A 23,470-nucleotide genomic window follows, 5' to 3' on the forward strand; every position below is an offset into this window, starting at 1 on the left:
GGCGCCGCTTGCGCGCCGGCCGAGGAGCCCCGCCATGCCCGATCCGAACAACGCCTTCGACGACGCCGACTCGCAGGATGGCGCCGAGGCCTTCGACGAGGATGTCCTGGATCCCAACGAGGAGCGCGGCGAGATGCGCACCTTCGAGGAGCTGCCCGACCTTGAGGACCTGACCCAGGCGGACGGCGACCGCGACGACGACGAGGCTCTGGCGCTGGATTCGGATGAGTTCGACGAAGACGCCTTCGACGACGCCGACACTGAGGAAGACCACGAGCTCGACCTCCACGCCGCCACCGAAGAGCGCGAGGACGACCTCGACGGCCAGGGCGCGGAGGACGGCTTCAACGAGGACCGCCTCTCGGCCCGCGACATCGAGGGCCTGGACCAGGTGGCCGACGCCGACGCGGCCGAGGGCGGCGAGGATGACGTCACCGATTTCCAGGCCACGGACGTGTCGGACGCCGACCTGCAGGCGATGGGCTATTCGGAAAACCGCGGCGGCGTCACGCGCGCCAAGGACTAGGCGGGCAGCTCGAACCCCCGGCTTGTGAGGCGCGCCCGGCTGGCCGCGCGCTGCTTCGCCCAGTCGGATTTCAGCAGGCCCAGGCCCACGACGTCGGCGGGTAGGCCGTCCTTGCGGACATGGGCGCGGAACAGGGCTTCCCGTTGGAAGCCGAAGCCCTCATGCAGCTGCCAGACGGCCTGGTTGTCGATCAGCACCTCGCACCAGAGCTTGTCCAAGCCCAGCTCGCCGAACACCTGCTCGATCACCCAATATTCCACGAAGGCGCCGATCCCCTGCCCGCGGGTCGACGGGTCGGCCAGGTAGTAGGCCCAGCTGGTCCGGCCATGCTCCGGCGCCAGATCGTAGAGGTTGGCCAGGCCCACCGGCTTGCCGTCGGCCTCGATGACCCAGTAGCGGCGGCGCGGGTCGGCGAGCGCGCCCGCGAACCAGCGCGCGTGCTCTTCCGGCGAGATGGCGTGGTCGCTGTACATCCAGCGCGCCACCTCCGGCTGGTTGCGCCAGGCCAGCAGCCGGTCGCTGTCGGCGGCCTCCAGCGGCCGCAGGACGACGTGCGGCGCACCGCTCATGCCGGAACCGGCGCGCTGTTGATCTCGAGAGCCACGATGTCGTCCGAGGTGAAGGCCGGATCGGCAGGATAGAGCCGGGCGTAGACGTCCCGCACGAAGGCGAGGTCCGCGGGCAGATCGACCGTCCAGCGCAGATGGGCCAGTGACTGGGGCCGGGCCACGCCCTCCAGGCGATAGGTCTCCGGCCGCCGGTAGAGGTAGGGCGTCACGTGCTCGCGCTCATAGGCGTCGGTCGCCCGCTCGGCCGCCTCGCTCAGCGCCGCAGGCCGGATCGCCTCGACATCCAGGCCGTGCGGAAAAGTGCGGGTCCCGAGCGCCGCGGTGGTCCAGTCGGCGTCCGTCGCATGATGATGGGCGATCACGGCGTCGATCAGCGCCGGATCCGCCAGCGGGCAGTCGGCGGTGAGCCGCACCAACGCCGCCGCCTGGGGAAACAGGTCCGCCGCCGCCCGATAGCGATCCAATACGTCGGTGAGGGAGCCGCGGTAGACGTCCAGCCCCAGGCCGTCGCAATAGAGCGCCAACGGGTCGTCGCTGGGGTCGGTGCTGGTGGCCACCATAAGCCGGTCGATGCGCTTCGACCGGCGCAGCCGCTCGACCTGGCGGCCGATCATCGGCTCCCCCAGCACCGGCGCCATGACCTTTCCGGGCAGGCGCGAGGAGCTCATGCGGGCCTGGAGGATGGCGAGATTCAAGGCAGGAACGCCTCCTTTGCCCTTCACCTAGCGCCGAATCCTTACCGGCCACAACGCAGCGCTTCGGTCGCAGGCGCGGGTTCCCAAAGCCGCTTGCAAGCCGCGCCCACGGCTTTAGGCTGACGCAGACAAACAACTGTTCGAATGCGGGCCCAGAAAGCCCGCCCGCGGGGAGCTCATGAGCCAGCGTTTCGAAGGCACCGAGAACTACATCGCCACCGACGACCTGAAGGTCGCGGTGAACGCCGCCGTGGCGCTGGAACGGCCGCTGCTGATCAAGGGCGAGCCCGGCACCGGCAAGACCGTGCTGGCCTATGAGATCGCCAATGCGCTGGGCGCCAACCTGATCACCTGGCACATCAAGTCGACCACCAAGGCCCAGCAGGGCCTCTATGAGTACGACGCCGTCACCCGCCTGCGTGACAGCCAGCTGGGCGACGAGCGGGTGAAGGACGTCCGCAACTACATCAAGAAGGGCAAGCTCTGGGAGGCGTTCACCGCCGAGGCGCGCCCGGTGCTGCTGATCGACGAGATCGACAAGGCCGACATCGAATTCCCCAACGACCTCCTCCAGGAGCTCGATCGGATGGAGTTCTATGTCTACGAGACCGACGAGACGATCAAGGCCAAGGTCCGGCCGATCGTGATCATCACCTCGAACAACGAGAAGGAACTGCCCGACGCCTTCCTGCGCCGCTGCTTCTTCCACTACATCCGCTTCCCGGAAGCCGAGACGATGAACGAGATCGTCGAGGTGCACTATCCGGGCATCAAGCAGAAGCTGGTCGCCGAGGCGCTGCGCATCTTCTACGACATGCGCAAGGTGCCCGGCCTGAAGAAGAAGCCGTCGACCTCCGAGCTGCTCGACTGGCTGAAGCTGCTGATGGTCGAGGACATCGACGCCGATGCGCTCAAGGAGCGCGATCCGACCAAGTTGATCCCGCCGCTGCACGGGGCGCTCCTGAAGAACGAGCAGGACGTGCATCTCTTCGAGCGCCTGGCCTTCCTGGCGCGGCGCGAGGGCGCGGGCTCACGGCCCGGGCAATAGCTTGGCCGTAACAGGCGTTACGTCGAATTCACTCGCCTTTTGAAGGGGCTCCGGTCAGATTCCTCGCGAACGGGACCGGAGCCTTGATTTTGATGAAGCCGCTGCTCTTCCTTTCCGCCTGTGGGCTGGCGCTGGCCGCCACGGCGGCCTGCGCGCCGTCGACGCCGCCCACCGCGCGCGCGGCCCTGGACTGTCCCGATCACACCGGCGACCTGCGCCTTACCGGCATCGCGGCGGACAAGAAGAGCTGCACCTACGTCAGCGGCGAAGGCGATCAAGTCTCCCTGCGGCTGATCCCGGTCTCCTCGACGTATGAGCAGGCGCTGCAGCCCATCGAGCAGGAGCTGCAGGGCGAGCTGCCGACACCCGCGGCCACCGCGGACAAGGCCGACACCGCCGAGGACAAGGCCAGCGACGCCTCAGCCACGGTGAAGACCGAGGCGCCGGGCAAGGCGTCGAGCGGCGGCGCCTCCGAGGCGGCCAAGGCCGCCAAACAAGCCGCTGACGACGCCCTGGGCGGGACGCGCGCGGCGCACAAGGACAGCGACGGCGACGACGATGACGACACCAGCAAGGTCTCCATCGGCCCGGGCGGGGTCAGCGTCAGCCCGAACGGCGGCGCCGGCGACCATGCCGACATCAACCTGCCGGGCATCCACATCAGCGCCGACGACGACAAGGCCAAGGTCCGCTTCGGCACGGTGAACATCGACGCCGGCGAGGATGGGGCCACGGTGCGCGTCGCCCGCGACGTACGCCTGCGCGGCGAGGCCTTCTCCCCGGAACGCCGCGGCTTCCGTGCGACCTTCATCCTGGCCAAGGACAACCTGAAGGACGGCTGGAAGGCCGTGGGCTACGAGGCGGCGGGGCCCAAGGCGGGACCGATCACCGTGGCGGTCTTCAAGTCACGCGAGGGCCACCGCCACGACGTGTCGGAATATGTGAAGCGCCTGGTGCGGCGCAACGGCGGGGTCTAGCCGGCGGGCTGGCGCCGCTCATCCCGGCGAACGCCGGGACCCAGATGGAATGGCTCATAGGTAGGCTCCATGACCTCAGAGCCCATCCAATCAGCGTCCGCGCCTTGAGATCTGGATCCCGGCCTTCGCCGGGACGAGCGGAAATAGTCTAGCCAGCGGGCTGGACCTCGACGACCTTGTAGGTCAGCGGCCGGCCGTCCTCGTCGGTGATAGTGACGTATTCGCCGACCGCGAAGCGGTGCTCGCCCAGGCGGTAGAGCGGCTCGTCCTCGCCCACATCGTCCTCGTCATAGTCGAAGAACCAGCGCTGGCCCTTGCGCGCCAGCCGCCCATCGGTGGGGTCCTCGTCCGGCGTGAACCGGCGCACCACACAGGCGTCGCGGGCCTTGGCGTAAGCCGCCGCGTCGATATGGCCGTCGTCGGTGAGCGGGGCGGTCAGCGCATAGCCGCGGTGATCGTCGCCGCCGGCGAACTCCGTGCCAGGGTTGCGGGCGAGCCGCATGACGATACGCGACAGGGTCATCTGCAAATCCTTGAATGAAGCTAGTGCGATAAGAACAGCGAAGGCTCGTCGGAGTTCAACAGGGTTCGCGTGGTGCCCCCGAAGATGAACTCCTGCAGCCGCGGGTGGCCGAAGGCGCCGGCGACCAGGATATCGGCGCCCGCCGCCTTTGCCGCCGCCAGCAGGGCCGGCGCCGCGTCGCCGCTGTCGGGCAGGATCTCGACCTCGGCCTTCACCCCGCGCGCGGCGTAATAGGCCTTCAGCCGCTCCGGATCGAAGCTGCGGGAGCTGGCCTTGGGCGCGGCCAGAATCGCGACGCCGGCGGATTTTTCCAAAAGCGGCAGGACCAGGCGCGCCGCGCGGCTGGCCTCCTTGCCGCCGTCCCAGGCCACCGCCACCGTGCCGCCGATCTTCAGGGCCGGCCGCGCGATCAGCACCGGCCGTTGCTCGTCGGCCACCATCTGCTGGAAGGCCTCGGCCAAGGGCCCGCGGCCGCGCGAGGGGTCGGTGGTAAACACCACCACGTCGGAGAGCCGGCTCTCCGCCGACAGCCCCGCCCAGACGGGCGTCTGCAGGGCCACGAAGCGGGCCTTGGCGTAGACGGTGGTGGCCAGCGCCGCGCGGGCGGCCGTCTCGCCGGCCTGGGCGGCTTCCTTCAGGCTCTCGAGCGCGGTGGTCTGCACCCCGCCCAGGAAGCCCTCGCCCATCCAGGGCATGACGTCAGCCACGTCGGCGGGCGTGTAGACGCCCACCATCTCGGCCTGGAACGGTTCGGCCAGCATGGCCGCGGCCGTCACCGCCGCCGCGTCGCCGGCCCCGCCCGAGAGCGGCGCCATGATCCGAGCCCAGCTCATCGCCTCGGCTCCGTCGTTCGCGTGAACTTCAAGGTCTCAGGCCCTATGCTCGCATTGATCTTTGTCACGGCGTCGGTCAGGTCCTTTTTGGGTCCGGTCGCGACCCTGGCGCCGATGAGCTTGACTGTGGAGGGAACGCTTTCGTGAGGAAAGGGCTGCGTCGGACCAAGGCCGAACCGCGCGCCTGGCAGCGGATGCTGTCGGGGCGGCGCCTCGACCTGCTCGATCCGTCGCCCATGGACATCGAGATCGAGGACATCGCCCACGGCCTGGCGCGTGTGGCGCGCTGGAACGGCCAGACGGTGGGCGAACACGCCTTCTCCGTCGCCCAGCACTCGGTGGTGGTGGAGGAGATCATGGCCCACGTCCGCCCCGACGTCGCCCCGCGCTGGCGCCTGGCCGCCCTGCTGCACGACGCCTCGGAATACGTGATCGGCGACATGATCTCGCCCTTCAAGGCCGCGCTGGGGGTCAACTACAAGGATTTCGAGGAACGGCTGGAAAACGCCATCCACGTCCGCTTCGGCCTGCCCGCCAAGACGCCGGCGGAGATCAAGGCGCTGATCAAGCTGGCCGACCGCGCCTGCGCCTTCTTCGAGGCCACCCAGCTGGCCGGGTTCACCCACGCGGAGTCCCTGGCCTTCTTCGACGCCCCGCCGCACGGCTACAGCCTGACCATCGAGCCCCTGCCGCCCGCCGCCGCCCAGGCGCGCTACCTCGAACGCTTCCACCTGCTCTCCGAGGCGGCCGGCTATACGCCCACCGCCGCGGCCTTCGACACCGAATGAGCATCGCACCCGACAGCGCCGTGGTGATCGGCCTCTCGGCCGTGGTGGTGGCCATCCAGGGCGACGACGCCGTGGTGCTGACCGTACGCCCGCCGGGCGCTGGCCTGGAGGGCCTGCCCTTCGGCCCCTTCGATCCCAAGGGCCACCGCACCTTCGAACTGGCCATGCGCGCTTTTGTGAGCGCCCAGACGCGGTTTTCCCTGGGCTATGTCGAGCAGCTCTACACCTTCGGCGACAAAGGCCGCGACGCGCCACTGGCCGACATGGGCGACCACGCGGACGACGAGGACGGCCACCACGCCCGGGTGATCTCGGTAGGCTATCTGGCGCTCGCCACCGCGGCGGTCGAAACCCATGCGCCAGGCTCGGAATGGCGGCCCTGGACGCGGTTCTTCCCCTACGAGGACTGGCGCGACGGCCGGCCCGAGGCGCTGACGCTGATCGAAGACGCCCTGCGCCGCTGGGCCGACGGCGACGCCCAGCGCTGGGGCCATGCGCGGCTGTTGTTCGCCCTGGACGGCGCGCCCTGGAACGAGGAACGCGTGCTGGAACGCTACGAGCTGCTCTACGAGGCGGGCCTGGCGCGGGAAGCGGCGCGCGACCGCGGCGAGGCGGCGACCGCCCTGCCCGCCCCGCTGGCCGCCGCCCTGGGCGAGCCCATGCTGTCGGACCACCGCCGCATCCTCGCCACCGCGGTCTCGCGCCTGCGCGGCAAGCTCAAATACCGCCCGGTGGTCTTCGAACTGATGCCGGAGGCCTTCACGCTTTCGGCCCTGCAGCGCGCGGTGGAGGCCATCGCCGGCGTCGCCCTGCACAAGCAGAACTTCCGCCGCGCCCTGGAGCGCGCCGAGCTGGTCGAGGGCCTGGGCCGCATGGACGCCGAGACCGGCGGCCGCCCCGCCGAGCTCTACCGCTTCCGCCGCGAGATCCTGGGCGCCCGTCCCGTCTCCGGCCTCAGCCTGCCGCTGCTGCGCGACTGACCGCCGGCGGCCGGACCCGCGCGCTCACGCCGTGACGCGTCCGCGCCGGACGACGTAGGGCAGCACGAACAGGTAAAGGCCGGTGATCAGCAGCAGGAAGACCGGGATCAGCGCCAGCAGGTTCACCCAGAAGGGCGGCGCATGGCCCTTTCCCATCACGGTGTAGGTGGTGAAGTTGATGACCACGCCCGCCGTGAAGACGATGGACAGCCAACGGTGGATTTGCCGCATCCAAGTATTCAAGGAGACCTCCGTTTTCTGAGGTCACGTCCTAGCGTTCGCCTGCAGCCCGCGCTTCTCTGAAACTGCGATTCTTGAGATCAGGCCTTCAACGCCGCGGCCACCGCCGCGCCGTTCGGGGTCCCGAGGCCGGTGCAGGCGTCCCAGCCCTTGGCGGCTTCGAAGGCGCCGTTGTCGCCGACGGTGATGTCGTGCAGCGCCTGGGGCGACTTGTAGAGGGCCGGGTTGATGAAGCCGGCGCGGGCGCCGCTGGCGGCGTTGATGCGGGCGATCAAGCCGGCCCAAAGGGGCGCGACCGCGCTGGTGCCGCCGATCACCGTGTCCTGGCCATCGACGCGGACCTCGTAGCCGCTGTCGGGATCGGCGTCGCCTGCCACGTCCGGCACACCTCGCCGCGCCAGGGGCGTCGCCGCGCCGTCCGCCGCCGTGGCCGCAAGCCCCGCCTGCCAGGTGGGCAGGGCGAACGTGGCGCTCACCCCGCCGCCGCCGGCGCCGCCGTCCGCGCCGTCGTTCCACACCTGCTCGGCTTCGAGGACCGCGCCCTTGGCCGTCAGGCGCGTGCCGCCGCAGCCGGTGGCGTGCGGACTGGAGGCGGGGAAGTCCACATGCTGGGCGCCGTCGCTCAGACCGTCCGTCGAGCCGTTGTCGCCGGACGCCACCAGCACGGTGATCCCCAGCACCGCGGCGTCCTGGAAGGCGCTGTCGAAGCTGGTCATCGCCTGCGCCGTCCAGCTCGACTCCGGGCCGCCCCAGCTGATCGAGATCACCGAGGGCTTGTTGGCCTGGTCGTGCGCCGCCGTGGTGATGGCGTCGAGGAAGCCCGCATCGGTGTTCGGCGCGAAATAGACCCCGATCGCCGCGCCCGGCGCCACAGCGCCGACCACCTCAATGTCGAGCATCACCTCGCCGTCCGGGCCATCGGCGCTGCCGGTGGGGGCGTTCTTGGCATGGTCGACGCTGAGCGCCGTGACCTTCGGCGCCGTCACGCCGAGGCCCTTGAAGTAGGTCTGCAGGTCGGCGGGCTTATAGCCGCCGCCGAGTTCGATGAGGGCCACCGTCTGGCCCACGCCGTCGCCGGCTGGAAAGCCGTAGAGCTCGGCCACCTCGATCGGCGTGAAGGCGGTGGGCGCGGCGGCGGCGTCCTGGCGGATGCGGAAGTGCGGCTTGGCCGCGGGGCGGTTGTCGAGGCCCAGGACCGCTTCGATCACCTTGTTGAGGTCTTCGGGCACGTGCAGCGCTCCGGTGCGGCCGCGGTAGGAGCCGCCATCGAACTCGAAATCGCTGAGCTCCACGCCGAAGGCCGCCTCGAACTGGGCGACCGAGCCCGACAGGACGACGCTGCGCCGCGCGGCGTGCGTCTGGACCACCGCCAAGCCATGCGTCTGAGCGAAGGCCGCGACGCGCTCCAGGTCTTCTGGGGCTGCGCCATAGGCGGCGGCGAAGGCGTCGTGGGTCATCGGCGCGCGCGGGCGGCCTTGGGCGAGATCGGCGACGTGGGCGCGCAGGCCCTCAGGATCGCGGCGGCGGACGACCACCGTCGCCTCCAGCCGCTGGTCGCCAGCCGTTCGCCCGACCGCGCGCGCGCCGCGCATCGGATGGCGTTCGCTGCCGGGAAGAGGTTTCTGGGCCATGGTCCACCGCTGATGCTGCGGGAGGAAAACGCGCGGGTTGGCCGTCAGTCTACCTTACCTGGAGTTGAATCTTCTAGGCCGCTTCCCGTTTCACGGGCGCCGGCTTCGCCTCCTGGCGCGCGAGCCAGGCGGTTTTCAGGGTCGCCGAGGTGTCCCGGCTGCCGTCCGGGCTCCAACCCGGCGGACCGAACAGCCAGCCGAGTGTGTGGCGAGGTTCCCGCACGATGTCCTGGGCGATGCCGATCCACTCGTGGAAGGCCACGCGTAGGAGATTGAAGGTGCCCAGGTTGTGCACCAGGCCATAGCGCGGCGCCTCCTCGTCCAGCTCCGGCTGGAAGGTGCCGAACAGCCGGTCCCAGACGATCAGGATACCGGCGTAGTTCTTGTCGAGGTAGCGTGGGTTGCGCGCATGGTGCACCCGATGGTGCGAGGGCGTGTTGAACACCGCCTCGAACCAGCGCGGCATCCGCCCGATCGCCTCGGTGTGGATCCAGTACTGGTAGACCAGGCTGACGCCCTTCTCGATGGCCACCATGGCCGGCGGGAAGCCCAGCAAGGACAGCGGCAGCCACAGGGCCCAGGTCCCGGCCACCCCGCCGGTCCAGGTCTGCCTGAGCGCGGTCGACAGGTTGTAGTGCTGCGAGGAGTGGTGGTTGACGTGCGCCGCCCACCAGGCGCGCCGCTCGTGGCTGAGGCGGTGGAACCAGTAGTAGGTCAGGTCCTCGGCGAAGAAGACCAGCACCCAAGCCCAGACCGCAGTCATCGGGATCGTGAACAGCCGGTGGTGGTAGCACCAGATCGCCGCAGCGAAGCTGAGGCCGGCGATCGGCAGGCCGGAGAGCGTCGAGACGAGGCCCATGGACAGTGAGACGGCGGTATCCTTCGTCTCATAGCGCGCCTTCAGCTTGCCGAAGCGGGCCAGCACGATTTCCAGGATCACGCTCAGGATGAAGAAGGGCGTGGCCAGGGTGACCGGATCGGTGGGGATCTTCACGTGGCGGCCTCCCCTTTGGCCGTGGGCGGCGGCCAGGCCGCGAAGGCGAGGACGGCGCGTGGGGCGCCCGGCTCCCTGAGCGCGATCGTGACGCGCCCGCCGCGCGATTGGGCCGCCTGGGCTTCGCGCCAGACGACCCTGCGGGCCAGGTAGCCGTCGCCGATCCGCATCAGGACCAGAGCCCACTTGCCCGCCCGGGCGACGCCGCCGCGGCCGTCGGCCGCCAGCCACAGGCTCTCCAACCGGTCGTCGGGGAATTCCTCGGCCAGGAGGCGGCGCGCGGCGGCCTCGTCCAGCGGCGGCGCGGCGCGCCCGCGGGTCATCAGCGCCGCCATGCCCACCAGCAGGGCGACCGCCACGGCCGAGACGGCGAGCTGGATCAGGTTACCGATGTTCACGGACGGAATCTGGCGTCGCCGGGCGCTTCGGTCAAGACAAAGCCCTCCCGGATCCGGGAGGGCTTTGCGACGCTGGCGTCCGTGTCGGGTCTAGAACTTCCGCACGTAGGAGATCGCGTAGACGTTGGCGTCGGCGACGCCGCGCGGCTGGAAGTCTTCGCGGGTGTAGTCCAGGCGCACGCCGTTCTTGGGGTCGAACATGTACTGGGCGCCGACGCCGTAGTTCCAGGAGTCGCCGCGCACGCCGTTGGTCACGCCGGGCAGCGGGCCGGTCCCCGAAAGGTTGGTCACGCCGGCGACCGGTCCGGTGCCCGTCGAGTGGCCATAGCCGATACGGGCCAGCAGATCGAGGTTGGGCATGATCGGCAGGAAGCCCACGCCGTAGATCGCTTCCTGGCTGTCCTGGTGGACCTTGATCGGCGGCGCGTCGACGATGTGGACCTTGTCGTCCCCAAGGCCCCAGGAGCCTTCGCCCTCGATGCCGAAGTAGCGGCTGAAGCGGGCGCCCAGGCGAAGCTGGATCGAACTCAGGTCCTGGTGATCGCGGGACGTGTCGTCATAGCCCAGGGTCCCGTAGAAGGACGGGCTCATGAGGTTGAAGCCAGTCGGCGGCGGTGGCGGCGGGGCCGTCTGAGCCAGGGCGGCGGCTGGAAGGGTCAAGGCCAGCACAGCGGCCGAGGCCACGATCGTCGGAATTCTCATCTCACTCAAATCCTCACTGGTACGCAAACAGCCCAACCCTCTCGGGTTCGGCTCCAAACGCGGCCTGGGGTTGTCGGTTCGGCCTTAATGGTATGGCGAACACGGTGTGTGGCTCCTGAGCCACTCCGGGCGGTTGGAGGCTATGGCGCGGCCCGGCGCGTGCTATCACTCCGCCTTCCCGACGGAGCCTTTTCCCTTTGCCGCAAGCCGTGATCGCCGCCACCGGCCTCTACACCCCGCCGCACAGCCTCTCGAATGCGGAGCTGGTGGAGACCTTCAACGCCTATGTGGAGCGCTTCAACGCCGCCAACGCCCCGGCGATCGCCGCCGGCGAGGTCGCCGCGCTCACGCCCTCGTCCGTCGAGTTCATCGAGAAGGCCTCGGGCATCAAGGCCCGCTATGTGGTCGACAAGTCCGGCCTGGTCGACCCGGACCTCATGCGCCCGATCATCCCGGAACGCTCCAACGAGGAGCTGTCGGTCCTTGCCGAGATGGCCGTGGAAGCCGCCAAGCAGGCGCTGGAACGCTGGGGCAAGCCGGCCAGTGATATTGACGCGGTGATCTGCGCGGCCTCGAACATGCAACGGCCCTACCCGGCCATGGCCATCGAAGTGCAGCAGGCGCTGGGCATCGAAGGCTTCGCCTTCGACATGAACGTCGCCTGCTCCTCGGCCACCTTCGGCATCAAGACCGCCGCGGACTTCGTGACCTCCGGCTCGGCGCGGGCCGTGCTGATGGTCAATCCGGAGATCTGTTCGGGCCACCTGAACTTCCGCGACCGCGACAGCCACTTCATCTTCGGCGACGTCGCCACCGCGGCGATCGTCGAGGACGCCGGCCGGGCGAAGGGTGGCTGGGACATCCTGGGCACGCGGCTGAAGACCCAGTTCTCCAACAACATCCGGAACAACTTCGGCTTCCTGAACCGCGCGGCCCCGGAAGGCGTGGGCGCGACCGACAAGCTGTTCGTGCAGGAGGGCCGCAAGGTGTTCCGCGAGGTGGTGCCGATGGTCAGCGACATGATCGTCGAGCACGCCCAAGACATCGGCCTCGACCCGACTGGGCTGAAGCGCCTGTGGCTGCACCAGGCCAACATCAACATGAACGAGATGATCGGCAAACGCGTGCTGGGCCGCGAGCCGGCGCCGGGCGAGAACGTCATCATCCTGGACGAGTTCGCCAACACCTCCTCGGCCGGCTCGATCATCGCCTTCCACCGCGCCAACGACGACTTCGTCACCGGCGAGACCGGCCTGATCTGCTCCTTCGGCGCCGGCTATTCCGCCGGCACGGTGTTCGTCAGGAAGCGCTAGGGCCGCTCAGCCGAAGGCGGGCGCGAAGCGGATGTTGTCGCGCTCCAGGCCCTTCAGCACCACGTCCAGGCCGCCGGACTTGATCATCCACTCCAGGCGGTGATCGCGGTATTCGCGCTTGAAGAGGCCCTTCTCCACCAGATCGGCGACGTTCGGCATGGCCGAGGCGCGGGACGAGGCGATGGCTTCGGCCATGGTGTCAGCCACCGAGGCGCGGGCGTTGGCGCGCGCCAGCCAGTCGGCCAGCGGGCCGGCCGCCGGCGGATAGCCGTGCCCAGCCGAGCCGTTGAGATAGGGCGCGACGGACAGGTCGCCCCAGCCGAAGGCGTCGCCGTTGAACCATTCCCGGTCGCCAAGCTCTTTCGTGAGCCAGGCCTGGAGGCCTTCGATCTGCGCCTTGGCCTTGGCGAACAGGGCCTCGGCCGCCGCGCCCTCGGCCCGCCGGAACCAGCGGATCTCCGACAGGCCCCAGTTGATCGCCTCGTAGTGGGTGTCCATCACCTCTTCCAGCATCCGGACCCGAGCGCGGTCGGCGGCGGAGGCCGGGCGCATCGACGGCGTCGGATAGGCGTCGTCCAGGTATTCCAGGATGATGGTGGAATCGAAGATGCGCACCTCGCCGTCGACCAGGGCCGGCACCTCGGCGCGCGGACTGGCCGCTACGAAGTCGCCGGCCGCACCGCCCGCGCCCAGGCCGCCGGGCTGGCGCGCCTCGAAGACCAGGCCCTTCTCGCGCAGCGCGATCCGGACCTTCTGGGCGTAGGGCGAGAGCGGGTGATCGTAGAGGACGATCATCGCGGCGCCTCTGTGGGTGCGACGGTCGGGGCCGCGGCCGGCGCGGGCGCGGGACCGTCACTGACGGCGTCCGGCTTCGGATGCGCGGCCTTCCAGTCCATCATCGCCTGGACCCGCGCCCGCACCGACGGGTGGTCGTAGAAGATGAACTCCTCGATCCCGGAGGGGCTGTCGGCGCGATATTCGATGGTCTTCACCAGGGCCTTGGCCAGGCCGTCCGGCTCATTGAAATGGACCACGGAGAAGTGGTCGGCGTCGGCCTCCTGCCAGCGGCTGTAGGTGTTGGTGAGCGGCGTGGCCAGCAGGCTCAGCACCGTGAAGATCACGCTGACCACCGGCAGGCCGGCCGGGTCGGCGAGCCCGGTGACGCCGTGGGCGCCCAGCAGGCGCGCAGCCAGCGGGAACAGCCGGTCGACCAGGAAGAACCCGATCAGCGCCATCAGGCCGAACACCACCGCGGTCAGCGGCACATGGCCGTGGACGTAGTGCCCCATCTCGTGGCCCACCACGCCCTTCACCTCGGCGAGGTCGGCGTCCTTCTTGAACATCACGTCGCTCATGGCGATGCGGCCTAAGCCCAGGAAGCCGCCGGCGTTGGCGGTGTAGCGGTTCGACTGTTTGGAGCCGTCGTAGATCAGCACCTTGTCAGACGGCACGCCCACCTGCTTGGCCATGGCCACCACCGTGTCGCGCACCTGCCCGGGCGGCGCGGGCTTGTAGGTGTTGAACAGCGGCTCGACGAAGAACAGGTTCAGGATGAAGAAGCCCAGGATCACGACGATCACGCCGGCCGCGCTCCAGATCCACCAGGTCTTCGGCAGGCGCCTCACCACCCAGTAGAACAGGGCGAAGACGATCAGCGCCTGGACCGTGCCCACGGCCATCGACAGGAAGTGTTCGCTGAGCCAGCCGCCAAAGGCGCGGCTGGTCATCCCGTAGCTCTTCTCCCGCCACCAGTGGGCATAGGCGTCCCAGGGGATCGACAGCAGGCCTTCGAGGATCGAATCCACCGCGACCACCGCGAAGACCGCGAGCCAGGGATGCGGCCTCTTCGCCTCCACCCCGCCGCGGACCTTCACCAGCACCCCGGTCCGGATGACGATCCAGGAGACCAGGACGCTGACGATCGCCGCGCCTAGCAGCACCCAGTGCCCGCCCTGGGTATAGGCCGTGGCCTTGGCATGGGCCTCCGGCGACAAGGTGGCGAGATAGGCGTTCGTCGCCGCCGTTGGATCGAATCCCTGAGCCATTGGTCGCTCCCCGTTTGTCTTTGACCTGACGTGGACGGAAATTGTCACGCTTGTCGAGGCTGAAAGCCGTCCTAGTGTGTCACCCAACGGAAGGCCGGGGAGTCGCCAGGGTGAAGATCACGCGTTTCGCCGCTGTATCGATGGCGGCCCTGGCCGCGGCGGCCTCATTGGGCGCGGCAAAGCCGGCGGCCTATGACCTGGTGATCCGGGGCGGCGAGATCCTCGACGGCTCCGGCAAACCCGGCGTCACCGGCGACGTGGCCGTGAAGGGCGACCGCATCGTCTATGTCGGCCCGCATGCGCCCGGCCGCGGCAAGACCGAGATCGACGCCCATGGCAAGGCCGTGGCGCCTGGCTTCATCAACATGCTCTCCCACTCCGAGGACAGCCTGATCGCCGACGGGCGCGGCCAGTCGGAGCTGCGCCAGGGCGTGACGCTGGAGGTGATGGGCGAAGGCTCCTCCATCGGCCCGCTGACACCTAGGATGCAGGTGCTGGAGGTGCAGCGCGAGCACGACATCAAGTATCCGATCGACTGGACGACGCTGGACGGCGGGCTGGAGGCGCTGGCCAAGCGCGGCATCGCGCTCAACGTCGCCTCGTTCGTCGGCGCGGGCACCGTTCGGGTGAACGTGCTGGGCGAGGACGACGTGCAGCCGACGCCGGCCCAGCTCGACCAGATGCGGACGCTGGTCCGCCAGGCGATGCAGCAGGGCGCGATGGGCGTGGGGTCCGCCCTGATCTACGCGCCCTCGACCTTCGCCAAGACCGACGAGCTGGCGGCGCTGGCCGGCGAGGCGGGAAAGTGCGGCGGCATCTACATCAGTCACATGCGCTCCGAGGGCGAGCACCTCTTAGAGGCGACCGACGAGCTGATCGAGATTTCCCGCCGCTCGGGAACGCCGGCCGAAATCTTCCACATGAAGACCGCCGGCAAGGACAACTGGGGCAAGGAAGACGCCTTCATCGCCAGGATCGAGAAGGCCCGCGCCGGCGGCCAGCGCATCACCGCCGACATGTACACCTATGCAGCCTCCTCCACCGGCTTCGACGCGGCCATGCCCACCTGGGTGCAGGCCGGCGGCGTGGAGCAATGGATCGCGCGGCTGAAGGACCCGGCCACCCGGGCCAAGGTGATCGCCGAAATGCGCGAGGCGCATCCGAAGGATTGGGAGAACTCCTTCCGCCAGGCCGGCGGCGCTGAGGGCACCCTGCTGGTCGGGTTCAAGGACCCCAAGCTGAAGCCGCTCACCGGCAAGACCCTGGCCGAGGTCGCCAAGGAACGGGGGACCTCGCCCGAGGACACCATCATCGACCTGATCATCGAGGACGGCACGCGCATCCAGGTGGTCTATTCCTCGATGAACGAGGACAACGTCCGGAAGCAGATGACCCTGCCCTGGGTCAGCTTCGGCTCGGACGCCTCCGCCCAGGCGCCGGAGGGCGTCTTCCTCCTGTCGTCCACCCACCCGCGCGCCTACGGCAACTTCGTGCGGGTGCTGGGCAAGTACGCCCGCGACGAGCAGGCGCTCTCCCTGCCCGAGGCGGTGCGCCGGCTTGCCGCCCTCCCCGCCCACAACCTGGGGCTCCACGACCGCGGCCTGTTGAAGGCCGGCTATTATGCCGACGTGGTGATCTTCGACCCGGCCACAGTCACCGACCACGCCACCTTCGTGAAACCGCAACAGTTCGCCACCGGCGTCTCGGATGTGCTGGTCAACGGCCAGGCCGTGCTGAAGGATGGCGAGCCCACCGGAGCCGCCGCGGGGCGGGTGGTGCGCGGCCGCGGCTGGACGGGCTGGAAGGACGGCGGCTGCCGCGCGTCGGCGAACGATTGGACCTGGTGATGCGGACGCCGATGCGTTTTGCGGCGGCCCTGGCCGCGGGCCTTCTCGCCGCCGCCCTCGCCGCCCGGGCGTCGGCCGCGCCTGCGATCCCGACCCAGTTGCCGAGCGGTGTCGAGCCGGTGGCCTACGACCTCACCGTCACGCCCGACTTCGCCAAGCTTACCTTCGCGGGCCACATGGCCATGAGCGTCGAGGTGAGCCGGGGGACCGACCGCCTGGTGGTCAACGCCCTTGGCCTCGACATTGGCGCGGCCAGCATCGACGGCGCGCCCGCCAAGGCGAGCCTCGACCCCAGGACCCAGACCGCCATCTTCGCCGCCGGCAAGGGTCTCAGCGCCGGGCGCCATGTGCTGGTCATCGACTACACCGGCAAGATCGCCGACAGCGCCACGGGGCTCTTCCACGTGGACTACGCCGGCGGGCGGATGCTGGCGACCCAGTTCGAGCCCTCGGACTCCCGCCGCTTCATGCCGGTCTTCGACGAGCCGGCGAAGAAAGCGGTCTTCAACATCACCGCCGTCATCCCCAAGGACCTGATGGCCATCTCCAACATGCCGGAGGCCTCCAGCGAGCCCGCGGGCGACAGTCTGAAGCGGGTGCGCTTCGCGCCCACGCCCCGGATGAGCAGCTACCTGCTGTTCTTCGGCGTGGGCGACATGGAACGGCTGACCAAGGAGGTCGACGGGACTGAGGTCAGCGTGGTGATCCGTCGGGGCCAGGCCGCCGAGGCGCGCTACGCCCTGGAGGCGGCGGAGCAGCTCCTGCCCTTCTACAACGACTACTTCGGCCGGAAATATCCGCTGCCCAAGCTCGACCTGGTGGCTGCGCCCGGCGACGTCTCGGGCTCCATGGAGAACTGGGGCGCGATCCTGTTCAGCCAGGACAATGTCGTCTTCGATCCCAAGCTCTCCAGCGCCGGCGACCGCGAGCTGGTGTTCGAGGTCGTCGCCCACGAGATGGCGCACCTGTGGTCCGGCGACCTGGTCACCATGGCCTGGTGGGACGACCTGTGGCTGAACGAGGGCTTCGCCAGCTGGATGGCCACCAAGGCCACCGACCATTTCCATCCGGAATGGCGCGCGACGCTCTCGGCGCTCGGCGACAAGGACGAGGCCATGTTGCTGGACGCGCGGCCTGGGGCGCATCCAATCGTCCAGCGCATCGTCAGCGTCTCCCAGGCCGAGCAGGCCTTCGACGCCATCACCTACAAGAAGGGCGAGGCGGTGATCCGCATGTTGGAGGCCTACGCCGGCCCCGACGCCTGGCGCCAGGGCGTGCGCGCGTACATGGCCGGGCACGCCTACGGCAACGCCACCAGCGACGACCTCTGGCGCGCCATCGACGCGGCCGCCGGCAAGCCGGTCTCGGTGGTGGCGCGCGACTTCACCACCCAGCCAGGCGTGCCCCTGGTCCACGTGACCTCCAGCTCGGCGGGCATCACGCTTACCGAGACGCGGCTGGCCAACGACGTGGTGATCCAGGGCGTCAACATCGCCGCCAGCCGCATGGACATGGCCGCCCGGGACGCCAGCGTGCTGTCCTGGCGCGCGCCGATCCGCCTGAAGTCGGTGAACGGCGGCCCCGACAAGGAGCGGGTGATCTCCCGCACCTCGCCCCAGAGCGGCGCGGTCGGCGACATCGTCAACGCCGGACAGCTCGGCTACTACCGGGTGTCCTACGACAGCGCGTCCTTCGCGCCCCTGGCCGAGGACTTCCGCAAGGTCGGCGCCGCCGACCAGCTGGGCCTCCTGCAGGACAACCTGGCGCTGGGCATGGACGGCCAGGCCCCGGTCAGCAACTACCTGCGCTTGGCCGCCGCCCTGCCCGCCGACGCCGATCCGGTGGTCTGGCGGGTGCAGGCCCGCACGCTCGCCGGCCTCGACGGCTACTATGCGCCGGGCCCGCGCCGCGCGGCCTATCGCGCCTGGACCTCAAGCCTGCTCGCCCCGGAACTCGTCCGCGTGGGGTTCGACATCAAGCCCGGCGAGCCGGCCGCCCAGGCCCTGTTGCGCGAGACCCTGATCCTGGCGCTCAGCCAGCTCGGCGATCCGCGGGTGGCGGCCGAGGCGCTGCGCCGGTTCAAGGCCACCGACGGCGACCTCGCCAGGCTCTCCGCCGACCAGCGGCGCTGGGTGCTGGTCGGCGCGGCCCGCGCGGCGGACCCTGAGACCTTCCGGGCGATCCGCGCCCTCGCCAAGGCCGCCAAGGATCCGCTGGAGCGCAATGACCTCTACATCGACCTGGCGGCGGTGGACGACGAGGCCCTGGCCGGCCAGGTGCTGGCGCTGTCGATCACTGACGAGGCGCCCACCAACCTGGCGCCGGTGCTGGTGCGCGAGGTGGCCGCGGTGCACCCGCAACTCGCCTGGAGCTTCACGCTCTCGCACCTGCCGGCGATCACCAACACCCTGGACACCCTGGGCCGCTCAACCTTCGTGCCGCGAGTGGCCGAAGGGTCGAACGATCCGAAGCTGGCCGATCAGCTTAAAGCCTTCGCGGCCAAGAACATCCCGCCCGACGCACAGGGTCAGGTGCAGGTGGCTCTGGCGCGGATCCACAACAACGCCGACATCCAGGCGCGGCGCCTGCCGCAGATCGACGGCTGGATCGCCCAGCACGCAGGCCAGTCGCAGGTGAGCGGGCGCTAGCGGTCCTTCTCGCGCTCGCCGATGGCGGCCTGGGCGGCGGCCAGACGGGCGATCGGCACGCGGTAGGCCGAGCAGGAGACGTAGTCCAGGCCGACGCTCTCGCAGAAGGCGATGGAGGCCGGGTCGCCGCCATGCTCGCCGCAGATGCCGAGCTTGATCCCCGGCCGCGCGGCGCGGCCGCGCTCCACCGCCAGGCGGATCAGGTCGCCGACGCCCTCCTGATCAAGGCTGACGAAGGGGTCCTTCTCGAAGATGCCCTTGTCGATGTAGGCGTTCAGGAACCGGCCCGAGTCGTCGCGGCTGATGCCGAAGGTGGTCTGGGTCAGGTCGTTGGTGCCGAAGGAGAAGAACTCGGCGTTCTCCGCCAGGTCGCCGGCGCGGATCGCGGCGCGCGGCAGCTCCACCATGGTGCCGACCAGGTACTCGATCTCGCGGCCCTTCTCGGCGATCACCGCCCTGGCCGTGCGATCCGTCAGTTCACGGAGGAACTTCATCTCCTCGCCCTTGGCGACCAGGGGATGCATGATCTCCGGAATCGGCGCGGGGCGGCCGGCGGCGGCCACTTCGCAGGCCGCCTCGATGATGGCGCGCACCTGCATCTCGTAGATCTCGGGGTAGCTCACGCCCAGGCGGCAGCCGCGGTGGCCCAGCATGGGGTTCACCTCATGCAGCTCCTGCGCCCGGCGCAGCAGCTTGGCGGCGTCCAGGCCGGTGGCTTCGGCGACGGCCTTCACATCTTCCTCCGTATGCGGAAGGAATTCGTGGAGCGGCGGGTCGAGCAGGCGGATGGTGACCGGCAGGCCCTCCATGATCCCGAACAGCTCGACGAAGTCGTCGCGCTGCATGGGCAGGATCTTGGCGAGCGCCGCACGGCGGCCGGCCTCGTCGTCGGCCAGGATCATCTCGCGCACGGCGGCGATCCGCGCGGGATCGAAGAACATGTGCTCGGTGCGGCAAAGGCCGATGCCCTCGGCGCCGAACTGCCGCGCGGTCCTGGCGTCGACGGCGGTCTCGGCGTTGGCGCGCACCTTCAGCCGCCGGCCCGCGTCGGCCCAGGTCATTAGAGTGGCGAAGTCGCCGGAAAGCTCCGGCTCGACCATCTTCACCGCGCCGGCCAGCACCTCGCCGGTCGAGCCATCGATGGTGATGATGTCGCCGGCCCGCAGCACGCGGCCGCGGGTGCGCAGCTCGCCGGCCTTCAGGTCGATGTGGATCTCGCCGGCGCCGGAGACGCAAGGCCGGCCCATGCCGCGGGCGACCACGGCGGCGTGGCTGGTCATGCCGCCGCGGGCCGTGACGATGCCGCGCGCGGCGTCCATGCCGCGGATGTCCTCAGGCGAGGTCTCCTCGCGCACCAGGATGACCGCGCCCACCGAGCCGCCCTGCAGCTCCGCCTCGGCGGCGGTGAAGACGATCTTGCCGGTGGCCGCGCCGGGCGAGGCCGGCAGGCCGGTGGCGATCACCTCGCGGGCCGAGGCCGGGTCGATGGTCGGGTGCAGCAGCTGGTCGAGCGAGGCGGGCTCGACGCGCATCACCGCCTCCTCCCGGGTGATCAGGCCCTCGGACGCCAGGTCGACGGCGACCTTCAGGGCGGCCTTAGCGGTGCGCTTGCCGTTGCGCGTCTGCAGCATGTAGAGCCGGCCCTTCTCGACCGTGAACTCGATGTCCTGCATGTCGCGGTAGTGGGTCTCGAGCTTCTCGACGACCGCCTTGAACTGGGTGAAGACCTCGGGCAGCGCCTCTTCCATGGAGGGGTTCTTCTCGCCCATCTCCTCGCGGGCGACCTTGGTCAGGGTCTGCGGCGTGCGGATGCCGGCGACCACGTCCTCGCCCTGGGCGTTGATCAGGAACTCGCCATAGAGCCGGTTCTCGCCGGTGGACGGGTTGCGGGTGAAGGCCACGCCGGTCGCCGAGGTGTCGCCCATGTTGCCGAACACCATGGACTGGACGTTGACCGCCGTGCCCCAGCTTTCCGGGATGTCGTGCATGCGGCGGTAGAACTTCGCCCGGTCGTTCATCCAGCTGGCGAACACCGCGCCGACGGCGCCCCAGAGCTGGGCCTGCGGGTCCTGCGGGAAGGGATCGCCGCGCTGGCCCTCGACGGCGTCCTTGTAATCGCGGACCACCGCCTCCCAGTCCTCGGCCGAGAGCGCGGTGTCGACGGTGACGTCCAGGCGCTCCTTATGCTCGTCGAGGATCTCCTCGAACATGTGGTGGTCCAGGTTTAGGACCACGTTGGAGTACATCTGGATGAAGCGGCGATAGCTGTCGAAGGCGAAGCGGCGGTCACCGGCCAGCTTGGCCAAGCCTTCCACGGTCTCGTCGTTGAGGCCCAGATTCAGCACCGTGTCCATCATGCCGGGCATCGAGGCGCGCGCGCCGGAGCGGACGGAGACCAGCAGCGGATTGGCCGGATCGCCGAACGCCTTGCCGGTCAGCTCCTCGACCCGCTTCAGGCCCGCGGCCACCTGGTCCTTCAGCTCGGCCGGGTACTGGCGCGCGTTGGCGTAGAAGTGGGTGCAGGCCTCGGTGGTGATGGTGAAGCCCGGCGGCACCGGCAGGCCCAGCGACGACATCTCCGCCAGGTTGGCGCCCTTGCCGCCCAGCAGGTTCTTCATCGCGGCGTCGCCGTCGGCCGCCCCCCCGCCAAAGGCGTAGACCCACTTCGTCTTCACCATCGTTTCGGCAGGCATGCAGTCCCTCGTCTTCTATCCGGTGACCTGGCTGAAATCCGCGACGCGCCCCATGGCGTCGCGAACCTTCAGCAGAAGCCGCAGGCGATTTTCCCGTTCCGCAGGTACATCGGAGTTCACTAAGACCTTGTCAAAGAAGGCGTCCACCGGCTCGCGCAGCTTGGCGAGTTCGCCCATGGCCGCGGCGTAGTCTTCCTTGTCGAGCGCCTTGCCGACCTCGACTTCCATATGGCCGACGGCGTTGATCAAGGCGCCCTCCTCGCCCGGCGCCTCGGCGTTGGGTTCGCCGGCGGGCAGCGGGCCCTTCTTCTCCTCGGCGCGCAGGATGTTTACGGCGCGCTTGTAACCGGCCAGCAGGTTCTTGCCGTCCTCGGTCCCGAGGAAGCCGGAGAGCGCGTTCACCTTCGAGACGATGCGGACAAGATCGTCGTCGCCGAGCGCGAACACCGCGTCCACCAGGTCGTGGCGCTCACCCTGCTCGCGCAGCAGGACCTTCAGGCGATCGGCGAGGAAAGCGATCAAATCATCCGGCGCGAAACGCTTCAACGGCAGCCGGGCCCGCGTCGACAGCAGGATGCGGATCACACCAAGCGCCGCACGACGCAAGGCGAAGGGGTCCCGGCTGCCGGTGGGCTTTTCGTCGATGGCGAAGAAGCTGACCAGGGTGTCCAGTTTGTCGGCGAGCGCCACGCTGGCGGCCACCGCCTGCACCGGCACGTCGTCGCTCGGCCCCTGCGGGCGGTAGTGCCAGCGGATGGCGTCGGCGACCTCGGGCTCCAGGCCTTCCTTCTCAGCGTAGTAGCCACCCATCACGCCCTGCAGCTCGGGGAACTCACCGACCATGCCGGTGACCAGGTCGGCCTTGCACAGCCGCGCGGCCTGCATGGCCAGGGCCTGGGTCTCCTCGTCGTCGCGGACGTAGGGCGCGAGCTCGCCGGCCAGGGCCACGATCCGCTCGACGCGCTCGTACATCGTGCCGAGCTTGGCGTGGAAGGTGACGCCCTTCAGCGCCGCTAGCCGGTCCTCCAGCCGCACCTTGCGGTCCTCGTCCCAGAAGAAGCGGGCGTCGGACAGCCGCGCCGACAGCACCTTGGCGTTGCCGGCGGCGATGGTCGCCCCGCCGTCCGGCGCCTCGACATTGGCCACGGTGACGAAGTGCGGGACCAGGAAGCCGGACTGCGGGTCGCGCACCGCGAAATACTTCTGGTGCGTGCGCATGGAGGTGCGGATCACCTCGGCCGGCAGGTCGAGGAACGCCGGATCCATGTCGCCCAGGATCGGCGTCGGCCATTCGGCCAGGCCCGCCACCTCGTCCAGCAGGCCCTCGTCCTCCACCAGCTCGAAATTGCGCGCGAAGCAGAGCGTGCGCGCGGCGTCCATGATCCGCTCCTTGCGCTCCTCGGGGTCCAGGACCACGAAATGGCGCGCCAGGCCGTCGGCGTACTGGTCGAAGTCGCGGGCCCGGAACGGCTGGGCGTCGCCCATGAACCGGTGGCCCTCGCTGGTGTCGCCGGACTGGACCTCGTCGACCCAGAACGGAACCACCTCGCCGTCGAAGACGCAGAGGATGCGCTTCAGCGGCCTGACCCAGCGCAGGGTCCCGCGGCCCCAGGTCATCGACTTCGGCCAGGGGAAGTTGCGCACGATGGCCTCGGCCATCTCCGCGATGATTTCAGAGGTCGGCCGGCCCGCCTTGTGCAGATGGGCGAAATAGACCCCGTCGCGTTCGGTGAGCTGGTCGCGGGTAAGGCCGGTGGACCGCAGGAAGCCCTCAATGGCCTGGTCGGGCGAGCCCACCCGGGGACCTTTGCGCTCCTCATGCCGGTCCGCCTGCGCCGCCGGCAGGCCCTCGGCGACCAGGGTCAGCCGCCGTGGCCCCGCGAAGGTCTTCAGCGCCTCCGGCAGCAGCCCCTCGGCCGCCAGCTTCTCGCGGGCCAGGCGTTCGAGATCGCGCGCGGCGTTCGCCTGCATGCGCGCGGGGATTTCCTCGGAGAACAGTTCAAGCAGAAGCTGAGGCATA

21 protein-coding genes are annotated in these 23,470 nt (G+C 69.6%); 8 read left to right on the top strand and 13 right to left on the bottom strand.

All coding sequences use genetic code 11. From position 1 onward, the window contains the following. The first annotated feature begins 34 nt into the window (after positions 1 to 34). The gene (locus E8A49_RS20630; RefSeq protein ID WP_293386046.1) at positions 35 to 526 is read left to right on the top strand and encodes a hypothetical protein; all 492 of its coding nucleotides are present in this window, start codon (positions 35 to 37) and stop codon (positions 524 to 526) included. Here the strand turns inward: E8A49_RS20630 and pseH are convergent. Together pseH and E8A49_RS20640 are read right to left on the bottom strand one after the other, a co-directional pair. Then, positions 523 to 1,095, bottom strand: coding sequence for a UDP-4-amino-4,6-dideoxy-N-acetyl-beta-L-altrosamine N-acetyltransferase (pseH, locus tag E8A49_RS20635; protein ID WP_293386048.1), 573 nt, complete (start codon positions 1,093 to 1,095; stop codon positions 523 to 525). The two genes, E8A49_RS20630 and pseH, sit on opposite strands and share 4 nt — an antisense overlap. Then, positions 1,092 to 1,790 (bottom strand): glycosyltransferase family protein, encoded by a 699-nt coding sequence (locus tag E8A49_RS20640; protein ID WP_293386050.1) that lies wholly within the window; start codon positions 1,788 to 1,790, stop codon positions 1,092 to 1,094. Before E8A49_RS20640 ends, pseH begins: the two co-directional genes overlap by 4 nt. Before the next feature lie 178 nt (positions 1,791 to 1,968). Between E8A49_RS20640 and E8A49_RS20645 the strand changes: the two genes are divergently transcribed. Both E8A49_RS20645 and E8A49_RS20650 read left to right on the top strand, forming a co-directional pair. Beyond that, complete coding sequence (locus tag E8A49_RS20645; protein WP_293386052.1) at positions 1,969 to 2,838, top strand: MoxR family ATPase; 870 nt, start codon at positions 1,969 to 1,971, stop codon at positions 2,836 to 2,838. Between the two features lie 92 nt (positions 2,839 to 2,930). Then, the gene (locus E8A49_RS20650; protein WP_293386054.1) at positions 2,931 to 3,815 is read left to right on the top strand and encodes a hypothetical protein; all 885 of its coding nucleotides are present in this window, start codon (positions 2,931 to 2,933) and stop codon (positions 3,813 to 3,815) included. Positions 3,816 to 3,963: 148 nt separating this feature from the next. On the opposite strand, the gene E8A49_RS20655 is transcribed toward E8A49_RS20650, so the two are convergent. Both E8A49_RS20655 and E8A49_RS20660 read right to left on the bottom strand, forming a co-directional pair. Next, complete coding sequence (locus E8A49_RS20655; RefSeq protein WP_293386056.1) at positions 3,964 to 4,338, bottom strand: hypothetical protein; 375 nt, start codon at positions 4,336 to 4,338, stop codon at positions 3,964 to 3,966. A 20-nt stretch (positions 4,339 to 4,358) separates the two neighbouring features. Beyond that, complete coding sequence (locus E8A49_RS20660) at positions 4,359 to 5,171, bottom strand: universal stress protein (protein ID WP_293386058.1); 813 nt, start codon at positions 5,169 to 5,171, stop codon at positions 4,359 to 4,361. Positions 5,172 to 5,365: 194 nt separating this feature from the next. Between E8A49_RS20660 and E8A49_RS20665 the strand changes: the two genes are divergently transcribed. Further along, on the top strand, positions 5,366 to 5,959 hold the full coding sequence (locus tag E8A49_RS20665; RefSeq protein ID WP_293386302.1) for an HD family hydrolase: 594 nt from the start codon (positions 5,366 to 5,368) through the stop codon (positions 5,957 to 5,959). After that, on the top strand, positions 5,956 to 6,939 hold the full coding sequence (locus tag E8A49_RS20670; protein WP_293386060.1) for an NAD regulator: 984 nt from the start codon (positions 5,956 to 5,958) through the stop codon (positions 6,937 to 6,939). Before E8A49_RS20665 ends, E8A49_RS20670 begins: the two co-directional genes overlap by 4 nt. A gap of 24 nt (positions 6,940 to 6,963) precedes the next feature. Here the strand turns inward: E8A49_RS20670 and E8A49_RS20675 are convergent, their stop codons facing one another. From E8A49_RS20675 to E8A49_RS20695, 5 genes are all read right to left on the bottom strand, one after another. Then, a complete protein-coding gene (locus tag E8A49_RS20675) occupies positions 6,964 to 7,170 on the bottom strand; it encodes a hypothetical protein (RefSeq protein WP_293386062.1) in 207 nt (68 codons plus the stop codon). Positions 7,171 to 7,259: 89 nt separating this feature from the next. Next, positions 7,260 to 8,810: a S53 family peptidase gene (locus E8A49_RS20680; RefSeq protein ID WP_293386064.1), complete on the bottom strand. Its 1,551-nt coding sequence runs from the start codon at positions 8,808 to 8,810 to the stop codon at positions 7,260 to 7,262. A gap of 73 nt (positions 8,811 to 8,883) precedes the next feature. Continuing rightward, entirely contained in the window at positions 8,884 to 9,798 is a 915-nt protein-coding gene (locus tag E8A49_RS20685) for a sterol desaturase family protein (RefSeq protein WP_293386304.1), read from the bottom strand. Between the two features lie 2 nt (positions 9,799 to 9,800). Continuing rightward, a complete protein-coding gene (locus E8A49_RS20690) occupies positions 9,801 to 10,202 on the bottom strand; it encodes a hypothetical protein (protein WP_293386066.1) in 402 nt (133 codons plus the stop codon). A 90-nt stretch (positions 10,203 to 10,292) separates the two neighbouring features. After that, complete coding sequence (locus E8A49_RS20695) at positions 10,293 to 10,904, bottom strand: outer membrane beta-barrel protein (protein WP_293386068.1); 612 nt, start codon at positions 10,902 to 10,904, stop codon at positions 10,293 to 10,295. A 197-nt stretch (positions 10,905 to 11,101) separates the two neighbouring features. On the opposite strand from E8A49_RS20695, the gene E8A49_RS20700 reads away from it, so the two are divergent. After that, positions 11,102 to 12,217 (top strand): beta-ketoacyl-ACP synthase III, encoded by a 1,116-nt coding sequence (locus E8A49_RS20700; protein ID WP_293386070.1) that lies wholly within the window; start codon positions 11,102 to 11,104, stop codon positions 12,215 to 12,217. Positions 12,218 to 12,223: 6 nt separating this feature from the next. On the opposite strand, the gene E8A49_RS20705 is transcribed toward E8A49_RS20700, so the two are convergent. Together E8A49_RS20705 and E8A49_RS20710 are read right to left on the bottom strand one after the other, a co-directional pair. Next, a complete protein-coding gene (locus E8A49_RS20705; RefSeq protein WP_293386072.1) occupies positions 12,224 to 13,012 on the bottom strand; it encodes a glutathione S-transferase family protein in 789 nt (262 codons plus the stop codon). Next, a complete protein-coding gene (locus tag E8A49_RS20710; RefSeq protein ID WP_293386074.1) occupies positions 13,009 to 14,262 on the bottom strand; it encodes a M48 family metalloprotease in 1,254 nt (417 codons plus the stop codon). Before E8A49_RS20710 ends, E8A49_RS20705 begins: the two co-directional genes overlap by 4 nt. A gap of 110 nt (positions 14,263 to 14,372) precedes the next feature. Between E8A49_RS20710 and E8A49_RS20715 the strand changes: the two genes are divergently transcribed. Both E8A49_RS20715 and E8A49_RS20720 read left to right on the top strand, forming a co-directional pair. Beyond that, positions 14,373 to 16,109, top strand: coding sequence for an amidohydrolase family protein (locus E8A49_RS20715; protein ID WP_293386076.1), 1,737 nt, complete (start codon positions 14,373 to 14,375; stop codon positions 16,107 to 16,109). Then, positions 16,109 to 18,757 (top strand): M1 family metallopeptidase, encoded by a 2,649-nt coding sequence (locus E8A49_RS20720; protein WP_293386078.1) that lies wholly within the window; start codon positions 16,109 to 16,111, stop codon positions 18,755 to 18,757. Before E8A49_RS20715 ends, E8A49_RS20720 begins: the two co-directional genes overlap by 1 nt. Here E8A49_RS20720 and ppdK read toward each other — a convergent pair. Both ppdK and glyS read right to left on the bottom strand, forming a co-directional pair. Continuing rightward, entirely contained in the window at positions 18,754 to 21,450 is a 2,697-nt protein-coding gene (gene ppdK / locus E8A49_RS20725; RefSeq protein WP_293386080.1) for a pyruvate, phosphate dikinase, read from the bottom strand. The two genes, E8A49_RS20720 and ppdK, sit on opposite strands and share 4 nt — an antisense overlap. A gap of 15 nt (positions 21,451 to 21,465) precedes the next feature. Beyond that, positions 21,466 to 23,469, bottom strand: coding sequence for a glycine--tRNA ligase subunit beta (gene glyS, locus E8A49_RS20730; RefSeq protein ID WP_293386082.1), 2,004 nt, complete (start codon positions 23,467 to 23,469; stop codon positions 21,466 to 21,468). Between the last annotated feature and the right edge of the window lies 1 nt (position 23,470).

Origin of the sequence: Phenylobacterium sp. (genome assembly GCF_004799515.1) — a bacterium.
Lineage (GTDB): Bacteria > Pseudomonadota > Alphaproteobacteria > Caulobacterales > Caulobacteraceae > Phenylobacterium.

Excerpts from the sequence above, each read along its gene's own strand:
- E8A49_RS20630 (WP_293386046.1), top strand. The coding sequence starts at position 35 with ATGCCCGATCCGAACAACGCCTTCGACGACGCCGACTCGCAGGATGGC.
- pseH (WP_293386048.1), bottom strand. The coding sequence starts at position 1,095 with ATGAGCGGTGCGCCGCACGTCGTCCTGCGGCCGCTGGAGGCCGCCGAC.
- E8A49_RS20645 (WP_293386052.1), top strand. The coding sequence starts at position 1,969 with ATGAGCCAGCGTTTCGAAGGCACCGAGAACTACATCGCCACCGACGAC.
- E8A49_RS20650 (WP_293386054.1), top strand. The coding sequence starts at position 2,931 with ATGAAGCCGCTGCTCTTCCTTTCCGCCTGTGGGCTGGCGCTGGCCGCC.
- E8A49_RS20655 (WP_293386056.1), bottom strand. The coding sequence starts at position 4,338 with ATGACCCTGTCGCGTATCGTCATGCGGCTCGCCCGCAACCCTGGCACG.
- E8A49_RS20660 (WP_293386058.1), bottom strand. The coding sequence starts at position 5,171 with ATGAGCTGGGCTCGGATCATGGCGCCGCTCTCGGGCGGGGCCGGCGAC.
- E8A49_RS20665 (WP_293386302.1), top strand. The coding sequence starts at position 5,366 with ATGCTGTCGGGGCGGCGCCTCGACCTGCTCGATCCGTCGCCCATGGAC.
- E8A49_RS20670 (WP_293386060.1), top strand. The coding sequence starts at position 5,956 with ATGAGCATCGCACCCGACAGCGCCGTGGTGATCGGCCTCTCGGCCGTG.
- E8A49_RS20675 (WP_293386062.1), bottom strand. The coding sequence starts at position 7,170 with ATGCGGCAAATCCACCGTTGGCTGTCCATCGTCTTCACGGCGGGCGTG.
- E8A49_RS20680 (WP_293386064.1), bottom strand. The coding sequence starts at position 8,810 with ATGGCCCAGAAACCTCTTCCCGGCAGCGAACGCCATCCGATGCGCGGC.
- E8A49_RS20695 (WP_293386068.1), bottom strand. The coding sequence starts at position 10,904 with ATGAGAATTCCGACGATCGTGGCCTCGGCCGCTGTGCTGGCCTTGACC.
- E8A49_RS20705 (WP_293386072.1), bottom strand. The coding sequence starts at position 13,012 with ATGATCGTCCTCTACGATCACCCGCTCTCGCCCTACGCCCAGAAGGTC.
- E8A49_RS20710 (WP_293386074.1), bottom strand. The coding sequence starts at position 14,262 with ATGGCTCAGGGATTCGATCCAACGGCGGCGACGAACGCCTATCTCGCC.
- E8A49_RS20720 (WP_293386078.1), top strand. The coding sequence starts at position 16,109 with ATGCGGACGCCGATGCGTTTTGCGGCGGCCCTGGCCGCGGGCCTTCTC.
- ppdK (WP_293386080.1), bottom strand. The coding sequence starts at position 21,450 with ATGCCTGCCGAAACGATGGTGAAGACGAAGTGGGTCTACGCCTTTGGC.
- glyS (WP_293386082.1), bottom strand. The coding sequence starts at position 23,469 with ATGCCTCAGCTTCTGCTTGAACTGTTCTCCGAGGAAATCCCCGCGCGC.